7 protein-coding genes and 1 pseudogene are annotated in these 12,234 nt (G+C 57.9%); 3 read left to right on the top strand and 5 right to left on the bottom strand.

What is annotated here, in order from left to right; translation table 11 throughout:
* The first annotated feature begins 118 nt into the window (after positions 1-118).
* Positions 119-1,270: a macrolide transporter subunit MacA gene (macA, locus tag KGD89_RS12995; protein ID WP_025260214.1), complete on the top strand. Its 1,152-nt coding sequence runs from the start codon at positions 119-121 to the stop codon at positions 1,268-1,270.
* A 2-nt stretch (positions 1,271-1,272) separates the two neighbouring features.
* Complete coding sequence (locus tag KGD89_RS12990; RefSeq protein WP_025260213.1) at positions 1,273-3,279, top strand: MacB family efflux pump subunit; 2,007 nt, start codon at positions 1,273-1,275, stop codon at positions 3,277-3,279.
* Positions 3,280-3,308: 29 nt separating this feature from the next.
* On the opposite strand, the gene KGD89_RS12985 is transcribed toward KGD89_RS12990, so the two are convergent.
* The 4 genes and pseudogenes from KGD89_RS12985 to KGD89_RS12970 form a co-directional block, all read right to left on the bottom strand.
* On the bottom strand, positions 3,309-3,977 hold the full coding sequence (locus tag KGD89_RS12985; protein WP_025260212.1) for a helix-turn-helix transcriptional regulator: 669 nt from the start codon (positions 3,975-3,977) through the stop codon (positions 3,309-3,311).
* Positions 3,978-4,363: 386 nt separating this feature from the next.
* Complete coding sequence (gene gudD / locus KGD89_RS12980; protein ID WP_025260211.1) at positions 4,364-5,719, bottom strand: glucarate dehydratase; 1,356 nt, start codon at positions 5,717-5,719, stop codon at positions 4,364-4,366.
* A 26-nt stretch (positions 5,720-5,745) separates the two neighbouring features.
* Positions 5,746-7,109: pseudogene (locus tag KGD89_RS12975) on the bottom strand (MFS transporter).
* Between the two features lie 153 nt (positions 7,110-7,262).
* A complete protein-coding gene (locus tag KGD89_RS12970; RefSeq protein WP_025260210.1) occupies positions 7,263-8,297 on the bottom strand; it encodes a LacI family DNA-binding transcriptional regulator in 1,035 nt (344 codons plus the stop codon).
* A 210-nt stretch (positions 8,298-8,507) separates the two neighbouring features.
* Here KGD89_RS12970 and KGD89_RS12965 point away from each other — a divergent pair, with 210 nt between their 5' ends.
* Positions 8,508-9,686 carry an alpha/beta hydrolase gene (locus KGD89_RS12965; protein WP_236250108.1) on the top strand — a complete coding sequence of 393 codons (1,179 nt, stop codon included), beginning with the start codon at positions 8,508-8,510 and terminating at the stop codon, positions 9,684-9,686.
* Positions 9,687-9,746: 60 nt separating this feature from the next.
* Here the strand turns inward: KGD89_RS12965 and KGD89_RS12960 are convergent, their stop codons facing one another.
* Positions 9,747-11,963, bottom strand: a complete 2,217-nt coding sequence (locus tag KGD89_RS12960) for a TonB-dependent siderophore receptor (protein ID WP_051427731.1) — start codon at positions 11,961-11,963, stop codon at positions 9,747-9,749.
* Positions 11,964-12,234 lie beyond the last annotated feature (271 nt).

Here is a 12,234-nt window from a genome sequence, read left to right as displayed (position 1 = left end):
GGCCATGAAGAAAGGAGCTTCCCGCCGATGAGCGCGGGAAGCTCTGCTGCACAGAACACCGAAAAGTCAGTTACCGCCCCGTTTGGTGGGCGCGATCTTCAAGTATCAGTGGGCATCTATGAACAAGTCGAAATTGCGTAAGGTTGGATTGGGTACTGCCCTGGTATTGGTGGCGGGTGCCGTGTTGTATGCCATCGAAGCTCCGGCCAAGCCGCCGACCTACATCACCGCCAGGGTCGAGCGAAGCGACATCGAGAACGCCGTATTGGCCACGGGCGTGCTGGAAGGCATCAAGCAGGTTGACGTCGGTGCCCAGGTTTCCGGGCAGATGAAGTCGCTCAAGGTCAAGCTGGGAGACAAGGTCAAGAAGGGCCAGTGGCTGGCTGAAATCGACCCCCTGGTACTGCGCAACACCTTGCGTCAGGCCGAAGTGGACGAGGAAAAGCTGCAGGCCGACCGGCTCTCGGCCAGAGCCCAGATGAAACAGGCCAAGCGCCTTTATGATCGCTACAAGGAATTACAGACCGATCAGTCTATTTCCCGTCAGGACTTCGAGAATGCCGAGTCCGACTATGAAGTGCAGCAAGCCAACGTCAGCGCCCTGGATGCGCAGATCAAAAGCGCCCAGGTGCAGATCGACACGGCCAAGGTCAATCTGGGCTATACCCGCATCGTCGCGCCCATCGACGGCGACGTGGTAGGTATCGTGACCCAGGAAGGCCAGACCGTTATCGCCCAGCAACTTGCGCCGGTACTGCTCAAGCTGGCGGACCTGGACACCATGACCATCAAGGCTCAGGTTTCCGAGGCGGACGTGATTCATATCAGCACGGGTCAGGAGGTCTACTTCACGATTCTGGGTGAAGAGAAACGCTACTACGCCACGCTGCGCGGCACCGAGCCAGCGCCACAGGACTACCTGGAAACCGAAGGCAGCGGTTCGTCATCCAAGCAGAACTCGGCAGTGTTCTATAACGCGTTGTTTGAAGTGCCGAACCTCGATCATCGCCTGCGCATCTCCATGACCGCTCAGGTGCGTATCGTTCTCGACACCGCCAAGAATGCCCTGAGCATGCCGGTGGCCGCGCTGGGCAATCGCGATGCAGAAGGTGTCTACACCGTTCGTGTCCTGGACAAGAGCGGTTTCGCCCAGGAGCGCAAGGTTCAGACCGGGATCAACAATAACGTTCAGGTGGAGATCAAGAACGGGCTCGCCGAAGGTGATCAGGTGGTCATCGCCGATCCGTCAGCGACCGTGGCGGGGTCCTGAGCATGAACCAGAAGGTAGAGGTTGCAGCTCTCCACGAGACGACGATCGATACAGGCAGCCCGATCCTGCACCTGCAAGGTGTCAGCCGCAGTTTCATGGCCGGAGACCGCGAGTTTCTGGCACTCAAGCACATCGATCTGGCGATTCATGCAGGCGAGCTGGTGGCGATCATCGGTGCCTCGGGCTCGGGCAAGTCGACGCTGATGAATATCCTTGGGTGTCTGGACCATGCCAGCGGCGGCAGCTACAAGGTCAACGGCCAGGAAACCCGTGACCTCGATGATGAGGAACTGGCGGCGCTGCGTCGTGACCATTTCGGTTTCATTTTCCAGCGCTATCACTTGCTGCCGCACCTGGATGCCGTGCGCAACGTCGAGATCCCGGCTGTGTATGCCGGCAAATCCCAGGCGCAGCGGCATCAGCGTGCGTCAGAGTTGCTGACGCGCCTGGGGCTCAGTGGGCACCTGTCGCACAGGCCGAGCCAGATGTCCGGTGGGCAGCAGCAACGGGTGAGTATTGCCCGCGCCTTGATGAACGGCGGTCAGGTAATTCTGGCCGACGAACCCACCGGCGCCCTGGATACCGCCAGCGGCAAGGAGGTGATGAACATCCTTCTTGAGCTGCATGGCCTCGGCCATACAGTGATTCTGGTCACCCACGACCCCAAGGTCGCGGCCCACGCCGAGCGCATCATCGAAGTCAGTGACGGCGAGATCATCAGTGACCAGCGAACGGTGCAGAAGGCACAGGCTGCGCCCGAACCCGAGCCTCAGTTGCAGCATGAGGGCGCGGCCCGGCGCCTGGGTGTCAGCCTCGGTCTGTTTCGCGAAGCTTTCAACATGGCCTGGATCGCCCTGATTTCGCACCGCATGCGCACCTTGCTGACCATGCTCGGGATCATCATCGGTATCACTTCGGTCGTGTCCATCTCGGCCATTGGCGAAGGTGCCAAGCGCTACGTGCTCAAGGACATCCAGGCCATCGGCAGCAACACCATCGATATCTACGCGGGCAGCAACTTCGGTGACAGCCGGGCCAAGTCCATCGAAACCCTGTTACCGTCCGACGTCGCGGCGCTCAATCGGATGTATTACATCGACAGCGCTACGCCGGTGGTCGGTCGAAGCATGCTGGTGCGCTACCGCAACATTGACGTCGATGCCCAGCTCAACGGCGTCAGCAACCGGTACTTCCAGGTGCGCAACATCCAGTTGGCGGCAGGCATCACCTTCAACGAGCAGGATGCACGGCGTCAGGCCCAGGTGGTGGTGCTCGATCACAACACCGCTCAGCGGCTGTTCGGGCCGGGTGTAAATCCGTTGGGGAAGGTGATCCTGATCGGCAATCTGCCGTGCACGGTGATTGGCGTTACCAGCGATCACAAGAACCTGTTCATCGCCGGCAATACCCTCAATATCTGGATGCCTTACGAGACGGCAGCCGGTCGCGTGCTGGGCCAGCGCCATCTGGACAGCATCAGTGTGCGGGTCAAGGACGGCATGCCGAGCAAGCAGGTGGAGGAAGAGATCAAGGCCCTCATGCTGCAGCGCCATGGCACCAAGGACTTCTTCACCAATAACCTCGACAGCGTCATGCAGACCGTGCAGAAAACCAGTCGCTCGCTGACCTTGCTGTTGTCGCTGATTGCGGTGATTTCCCTGGTGGTCGGTGGTATAGGGGTGATGAACATCATGCTGGTGTCGGTGACCGAGCGGACCCGCGAGATCGGTATCCGCATGGCCGTCGGTGCTCGCCAGTCTGATATCCGCCAGCAGTTTCTGGTGGAGGCCGTGATGGTATGCCTGATCGGCGGGGTTATCGGTATCGCCCTGTCTTACGGGATCGGCTACCTGTTCACGCTGTTCGTCAAACAGTGGGAAATGGTGTTCTCACCGGCTTCGATCGTCACCGCCTTCGCCTGTTCGACACTGATTGGCGTGCTGTTCGGCTTTGTACCGGCACGCAATGCGGCAAGGCTTGATCCGATCGAAGCGTTGGCACGGGATTGAAAACCGCGTCCGAGGGCAGGTCCAGAGCTTCAGTTGGCTATGGAAATGCCTTCGGACGACGCGTACATCCAGCGCATCAGTGAATTGCGCCCGCTGATCCCCAGCTTGACGGCGGCGCGGCGCTGATAACTGCCCACGGTATTGACCTTCAGCGTCAAACGCTCGGCCTGCTCAAGGGCCGTATGCCCGGCCAGCAGCCCGAGACAGACCTGTGTTTCCCGCTCGGAAAGCGTCAGGCCGGTTTCGCGAAGGCGCTCGTGGAAGCGGTCTTCAAGGCTTTCAGTCTTGTTGGCTTCGGCCCTGGACAGGACAGCCTGCAAGGCTTCCACATGTTTCTCGAGGATCGAAAACAGGAACGGCGAGATGTCTTTCAACCGACGACGCTCGCCAGCGGAGAAACAAGGTGAAGGTGGCGCACGAAAGACCGTGATTCGGCAGCAGTAACCATTGGACTCCAGCGTCGGGTAAAGATGGACCGAGTCGGTGAAAAGGCTGAGGTTGCGCGGTGAAGTTACCGTTTCGTCAAACACCGCACGAGCGGAAGAATGCTCAATTTGCAGGGGCTGTGGCAGCGCGTGAAGATGTGCGGCATCGATTCCAAGCTGCGTATTGATCAGTTCCTGAAACGCACGTGAGAAATTCCGAGTACCAATACTGGCGATAACTGGGCCAATTTGCGGAAACAGGTTATGGGGCATTTTTTCATCCATGATGATGTAGCGGGACCCATTTTCGACGTCAATAAAGAGATCCCGGTCACGAATGTGAATATGCGTGATTGCTTGTATATACATTTTGAGGTAATGAATCGCCAGGCTTTTGACCGATGGCGATAGCGCGAGAGGACTTGATCTGTTGCGCGATAGCCCCATTAAATCAACAGCTTGTAGCTTCTATATGAAGTCGTTTTTAGCTTCCGGGAGCGAGGCTGTGTCTCAGATTTTGTACGCATCCTGTTACATGTTTACGACTTTGGCAGAATATACGTCAGGGTCTGCAGGCCTTGATAAAAAACGGCGCACAAGGGGGTTGTGCGCCGGCTGCCAACTGAGTGGCCAGTTTCGGACCTACAACTGTGAACCGATCAGCGCACCAGGCAAGGCTGCTTGTTGTTGAACGTCCAGTCTGGAATCAGGTACTGCATGGCCATAGCGTCGTCACGGGCACCCAGGCCCATGCCTTTGTAGACTTCATGGGCCTTTTGCAGAGCGTCCATATCCAGTTCGATCCCGAGGCCCGGCTTTTTCGGCACGGCCACAAGTCCTCCCTCGATTTTCAGCGGTTCTCTGGTCAGGCGCTGTCCATCCTGCCAGATCCAGTGAGTGTCGATGGCCGTGATCTGGCCAGGAGCGGCAGCCGCGACCTGAGTGAACATCGCCAGGGAAATATCGAAGTGGTTATTGGAATGCGAGCCCCAGGTCAGGCCCCACTCGTTGCACATCTGTGCCACACGTACCGAACCCTGCATAGTCCAGAAGTGCGGGTCGGCCAGCGGAATATCCACCGACTGCAATTGAATGGCGTGACCCATCTGACGCCAGTCGGTCGCGATCATGTTGGTTGCAGTGCGCAAACCCGTGGCGCGACGAAACTCGGCCATGACCTCACGGCCAGAGAAACCGTTTTCCGCGCCACATGGGTCTTCGGCGTAAGCCAGCACATGATGCTGGTCCCGGCACAGGCGGATGGCTTCTTTCAATGACCAGGCACCGTTCGGGTCCAGAGTGATGCGCGCCTCCGGGAAACGCTCGGTCAGGGCGGTGACCGCTTCGATTTCCTCATCGCCGCGCAATACGCCGCCCTTGAGCTTGAAATCCTTGAAGCCATAACGCTCGTAGGCTGCTTCAGCCAAGCTGACGATCTTTTCCGGAGTCAATGCTTCCTCATTGCGCAGGCGGAACCAGGCGTTATCGGCATCGGCCTCCGAGCGATAGGCCAGATCGGTTCGGGTGCGGTCGCCGACATAGAACAGGTAACCCAGCATTTCCACCGCATCCCGTTGCTGGCCTTCGCCGAGCAGGGCGGCCACCGGCACCTCCAGATGCTGGCCAAGCAGATCCAGCAGGGCCGACTCCACGGCAGTGACCGCATGGATAGTGATACGCAGGTCGAAGGTCTGCAGGCCACGTCCGCCGACGTCGCGATCGGCAAAGGCTGTGCGGACCTGCTTGAGCAGGTGCTGATAATTGCCGATGGACTGACCGAGCAGCAGGCCCCTGGCATCCTCCAGGGTCTTGCGAATGCCTTCGCCGCCCGGCACTTCACCGACGCCGATATGGCCGGCGTTGTCCTTGAGGATCAGCACATTTCGTGTGAAGTACGGGCTATGGGCACCGCTGAGGTTGAGCAGCATACTGTCGTGGCCCGCAACGGGAACGACCTGCAGTTCTGTGATGACCGGTGCGCCGTGTGTTGCCTGATTTGAAGTCTGAACAGTCATGAATCAAAGTCCTTTCTTGTTGTGAGTCAGCGGGGAGTGTGAGGCGCGGCTGGCGAATCGGCCTGTAGCGGCTTGTCTTCCAGCGGATCACTGATCCCTTTGAGATTGATGCGTTTGATATCGCCGACGATGAACAGATAGCTGATGGCCGCAATCAAGGCGTTGGCACCGACAAATACCAGCGCCATCTTGAACGAGCCCGTAGCGGCGATGATGTAGCCGATCACGATAGGCGTCGTGATCGAGGAGATGTTGCCGATGGTGTTGAACAGGCCACCGGCCAGACCTGCGATCTGTTTTGGCGAGGTATCGGACACCACCGCCCAGCCCAGTGCTCCGACGCCCTTGCCGAAAAAGGCCAGTGCCATGAAGGCGACAACCATCCAGTCAGCTTCGACGTAGTTGCAGATGATCATCGACATCGACAGCAGCATGCCGACGACAATAGGTGTCTTGCGCGCCACGCTCAGGGAATTGCCGCGACGCAGCAGCATGTCCGAGAACACACCGCCCAACACGCCACCGAGAAAGCCGCAAATGGCGGGCAGCGAAGCGATGAGCCCGGCCTTGAGGATGGTCATACCGCGCTCCTGGACCAGGTACACAGGGAACCAGGTCAGGAAGAAGTACGTCAGCGAGTTGATGCAGAACTGTCCGAGATAGACGCCGGCCATCATGCGGTTGGTGAGCAATTGACGGATGTAATCCCATTTCGGACCAGCGTCGGTTTTCTTTTTCTTGTCATCGAGATCGATCAGGCCGCCGTTCTCGGCGATGTAGCGGACTTCTTCAGCATTGGCCAGCGGCTGTAGATGACCCGCAGCCAGATCATCGAGAACACGATGCCTATGGCACCCATGAAGATGAATACGTACTGCCAGCCGAAGCGGTAGACGATCCAGCCCATCAGCGGCGCGAACAGGGCCGTTGCGAAGTACTGGGCCGAGTTGAAAATCGCCGAGGCTGTACCGCGTTCCTTGGTGGGGAACCAGGAAGCCACGATGCGCGCATTACCCGGAAAGGAGGGCGCTTCAGCCAGGCCGACCATCATGCGCAGCAGGATCAGAACGACCACCGCTGTACCGACCCCGAACTCACCGATATAGCCTTGCAGCAGGGTAAACAGCGACCAGGTGAAGATGCTTGCCGCGTAGACCTTCTTGGAGCCGAAGCGGTCCAGCAGCCAGCCGCCGGGAATCTGGCCAAGCACATAGGCCCAACCGAAAGCGGAAAAGATGTAGCCGAGGGTGATGGAGTCGATGCCCAGGTCTTTCTGGATGCTGGACCCGGCAATCGAGATGGTGGCGCGGTCGGCAAAGTTGATCGTGGTCACCAGAAACAGCATGAGCAGGATCAGATACCGGGCACGGGTTTTCTTGGGTTCTTGCATGTATGACGCTCCCACTAGTTATTTTTATGCGGGTAGATAGGCGTGAGCAGGTTTTGAGTTCTCATACGTTGTCGTACAACGATAACGTTATCATTGTTCAGATAACGTTATCATTCAAGCCCAGTGCAGCATTTTTTTGAAAAAAGAGAGGGATCAGGTGCTGGCGCGTTCGATCAGCGAGAAGCCACTGTCGAAGTGGGTGATCGAGGTATCGCCTTCAAAACGGCGCAATAGAGCCTGTGCGACTTCATGACCCATCAGTGTGGAGTTGACGCTGATGGTCGACAGCGCCGGTTGCGCAAACCGACTATTGGTCGTATCGCCGAAGCCCAGCACGGCAATGTCCTGGGGAACCCGCAAACCCAACTCCGTGGCTTGAGCGAGTACCCCCATGGCTACGGTATCGGAACTGCAGAACACCAGTTGTGGGCGCTCGTGGCGTAACAGCAGACGTTTGAGGCCTTCGCGGCCCACTTCCCAGGTCGCGGGCAAAGGCAGCACCTCGACTGGCACTTCAGATAGGCCATGTTGCTCCAGCCGTTGAATCAGGCTGTTGCAACGGCGAATCCCGCGAGGATCGTCGACTGTGATCACCGAAAAGCGCTCATAGCCCTTGGCGACAAAGTGATCGGCCACAAACTCTCCCACCTTTTCATGGGAGAAACCGACCTGCATATCCAGCGCCGTGTCGCTCAGGTCCCAGGCTTCAACCACTGGAATACCGGCGCTGGCCAGCCGGGCGCGACTGCCTTCGGTGTGCAGCGTACCGGTCAGCACGATACCGTCGGGGCGACGACCAAGAATGGCTTCAAGCAGAGACTCTTCCTTTTCAGGGGAATAGCCGGTAGGGCCAAGCAGCGATTGATACCCGGCTTCCGTCAGGCGATCCATGATGGCTTGCACGGCAATGGCGAAAATCGAGTGGGCAATGGTGGGCAGCAGGATAGCCACCAGCTTGCTTTTGCTGCTGGCAAGGCTGCCAGCCAGAAGATTGGGCACATAACCCATGGCCTTGACGACTTCCAGCACCCGCTCGCGGGTTGCATCACTGACCAGCTCGGGGCGATTGACGGCGCGAGACACCGTGATGGGAGAAACCCCGGCTGCACGAGCCACATCGATGACCGTGACCGGTGCATCGCCTGTGCCCGTTGCATGGGTGAGATCCCTTCTGGATTTTCTTGCCACGGGTGTCCTGACTTCGCTGGTCGATGAGTGGGAAGCACGCTGTTCAAGGCTTCCCCGAGGGTGGCGGGCAGTTTACGAAAGGATACAGGGCAGGGCAAACCATGCCGTGTGAAACCACCAACCAAATAAAGTATCGCTCGTGTAGGCGGATGATTACGATGATCAACTTTTAGGGAAACACGTTCAGCAAGGATCGGGAGTAGGGGAACGATGCAGCAATCACTCATGGCCAGGGTAGCGGCCAGCATGGCATTCATGACTCTGGCGATGGGATGCACCCGGCCGCCAGAAGCTGAAAGAACCATTACACATCACGCGAGCTTTCAGGCGTATCTGCAAGATACACGGCAGGAAATTCGTGATCGGCGTCTTTTCCAGACTGAAAATCGTGACAATGAACTGGTGTGGAATGCGCCTTTCGAGATTCGTCCTGCCGCACCGTCCGGCAAGGCGCTGCTCTTGCTGCACGGGCTGGGTGATTCACCCTGGTCATTCGTTGACGTCGCTCAGGATTTCGCTGATCAGGGCTATGTCGTGCGTGTAGCATTGCTGCCCGGGCATGGCACCAAGCCTGAGGATATGATCGACATTCACCTGGAAGAATGGCAGCAACTTGTGCAGGAGCAGATTGCACTGCTGCGACAGGAGTTCCCTGAGGTTTACCTGGGAGGTTTCTCGACCGGCGCGAATCTGGCACTCGCCTATGCCATGAAGGATCCCGGCATCAATGGCCTGGTGCTGTTTTCGCCAGCCCTTCGTTCCAGTGCCACCTTCGATTGGGTGACGCCATGGCTGGCCCACGTCAGGACCTGGCTCGTCGCGCCCAACGAGACGCGCCCGCAGCAATCACCGGTACGCTATTACAACGTGCCCACCAACGGCTTCGCCCAGTTCTACCGCAGCAGCGTGGCGGTTCGCAGCCTTATAGAGCATGAAAACTTCGACCGGCCAGTGGCTATTGTCCTGACTGAAAAGGATTCGGTCGTTGATGTGCAGTATGTTCGAGAGTTGTTCAGTAGCCGCTTTACAAACCCTGCCAGCCGGTTGATCTGGTATGGCCAGGAAAAGGCAGGCGCACCGGACTCATCACGCATCCTGACCCGCACGGACCGACTGGCAGATGAGCGTATCAGCCAGTTTTCACACATGGGCATCCTGTTCTCGCCACAAAATGCGCTTTACGGTCGATCAGGAAAGCTGCGTTTCTGCTGGAACAGCCTGAATACCAGGGATGTTGCGCGCTGTGAGGCAGGAGAGGAGGTGTGGTATTCCGAGTGGGGCTATCGTGAGCCGGGCAAGGTGCATGCACGGCTGACGTACAACCCGTACTTTGCGTGGCAATCGCAGGTTATCCGGGGGGTGCTGGAGGCCGCGAAGCCGAAGGGGTGAGTCGTGGGAACGAATTCATTCGCGAAAGGCTTCACGAATGAATTCGTTCCTACAGGGTTTTTACCACCTGAAATTGACGGAAGTCACCAGTTCGCGCTCATCGCCGTAGCGGCAGATCGCAAATTCACAGTAGGTGTACTTCTTGTTCGTCACATTGTTTGCGTTGAGGGAAACATCCCAGTTCTTGTCGATCTGGTAGCTGGCCATGGCGTCGAACAGGAAGTAAGCCGGCATCTGCGACTCGATACCCGAAGCCTGGGTTGTGCCCTTGTAGCGAGCGCCGCCGCCAATCTTCAGTTGCGGAATGCCGAACAGGGCGAAGTTGTAGTCGGTCCACAGTGCAGCCTGATGGTACGGCGTATCTTCGCTGCGCTGGCCCACTTCCCCCGGAACCGAACTTTCGGTAATGCGCGCGTCGGTGTAGGCATAGGTGGCAATGACGCTGAATTGCGGCGTTACATCGGCCTTGGCTTCCAGTTCCAGTCCGCGGGAGCGTTGTTCGCCCGTCTGCGAAGAAACGTTATTGACAGTCTTCAGCACGTTTTTCTGGGTCAGCTCATAAACAGCGGCACTCAACAGGATATTGCTGCCAGGGGGCTGGTAGCGAATACCCACTTCATACTGCTTGCCTTCGGTCGGGGCGAAGCTCTGGGTCGGCGCATCCGCCACCGCTACCGGGAAGAACGACTCGCTGTAGCTGATGTATGGAGCCAGGCCGTTATCCGCCTGGTACACCAGGCCAGCGCGCCACGTGGTGGATTCGTCTGACTGGTGCCGTTTCTGGCCGTTGGCAAAAGCTTTCTGGTCCTGGTTGGCCCAGTCGTGGCGACCACCGAGTAGCAGCAGCCAGTGATCGTCGAACTTGATCTGGTCTTGTAGATAGATGCCGGTCTGCAGGGTATCGATCTGTGAGCCACGTTCAAGGGCCTGCGCCTTGTTCACTACCACCGGCTGCCCATAGTTGTAGGTGGCGAGATTCAAAGAGGGCGCGTTGCCCCTGAAGTTATGCGAGTCATAGGATGCATCATAGGTGTCGGCACCCATCAGAAAGGTGTTTTCCACACCGCCGATGTTCCAGCGTGCTTCGACGTTTGTATCGCTGGCCAAGGCCCTGGAGCGTTCGTGACGGTCGCTGTACTGGCGAGTCAGCAAGCCATTTCTGGCAGCAGAATTGACAGCCGCTATTGCTGCTGCGTTATTGATTGGGACCTGCAAGTAGTTCCACTTCATCTCCGCTTCGTAGTAACGCAGCTTGTTGCTGATGCGGATGTTGTCGTTGAAGTGATGCTCGAACTCATAACCGATGGCGGACATTTCGCCATTCATGTCGTCGTAACCGGGCTCACCGATGAAGTCGTGACGGCCAATGGTAAAGGGACCGTTGCCGAGGCCTTTGACGAGCTGATAAGGCAGGGGCGCGGAGAAGCGCGTGTCGCTTTTCTGGTGGAAAGCCAGCAAGGTCAGCGACGTGTCTTCATTGGGACGCCAGGTCAGGGCCGGAGCAATGTAGAGCTTGTCGTCATTGATATGGTCCTGCTGGGTGCCACTGTCGCGTTGCAACAGGGTCAGGCGGTAGCTGAGGGTATCGCTGTCGCCCAGTGGGCCGCTGAAGTCGGCCGTCAATTGCTTGCGATCATTGTTGCCGTATTGCAGGCCCAACTCATGAAGCGGGGTATCGGTCGGGCGCTTGCTGACACCGTTGACGAATCCGCCTGGTGACAACTGGCCGTACAGGACCGAGGCCGCGCCACGGATCACTTCCACACGCTCAAGGCCGTAGGGTTCCTGGACGCCGTCGTAGGAGTTGTTCTGCAGGCGCAGGCCGTCACGCAGTGAGCCGCCGGTGGCAGACTCTACGTCGAAACCGCGGATACGGAAACGGTCGGACGTGCGGTTGAAGCTCGATGGCTGGCTGGTGAAGCCCGGCGTATAGCTCAGGGCGTCGGCCAGGGTGTCGGACTTGCGGTCGTTGATTTCATCGGCAGTCACCACGGACAGCGACTGCGGTGTTTCGGTGATGGCCGCGTTGGTCTTGGTGGCACTGGTATTGCGCAGGGCAACCTTGCCGGCCAGCGGGGCAGTCGGGTTTTCCGGGGTGTCGGCGTTGATGTTGATATTGGTGAGTTGAACGGCATTCTTGTCGGATGCTTCATCCGCCGCGATTGCCTGCGTCGAGATGACGCCGCTCAAAGCCAGTGCCAGGGTGGTCAGGTGAAACACAGGAGGGCGCCTTGTGTAACGGTTTTCGGTGCTAACTGTTATTTTTCTTTCGAGCATCGAGGAAGTCCTTGGATGTACATTTTGACTTTCGGAATAGCCATTTGCCCTGAATCCTGCGCCATCAGTGGCTCAACCGGGCTGGTATCGACTGGCCATACTTTATCTGTAAATGATAAGGTTTTGCATTAAGATTTGTTGCTGAGGTACAGAATTATTTCATTTTCGACACATTCTGTGGCCCACTTATGCCCCTGATGTGACGACAGGATGAAAAACGATGCCGGGGCATTGCTCGACGGACGATTCGATCAGGCTCTATTGGGTGGGA

This window comes from Pseudomonas cichorii, assembly GCF_018343775.1.
Lineage (GTDB): Bacteria > Pseudomonadota > Gammaproteobacteria > Pseudomonadales > Pseudomonadaceae > Aquipseudomonas > Aquipseudomonas cichorii.
Note: the sequence above shows the minus strand (reverse complement) of the source record. Positions and strands in the feature narration are given on the sequence as shown.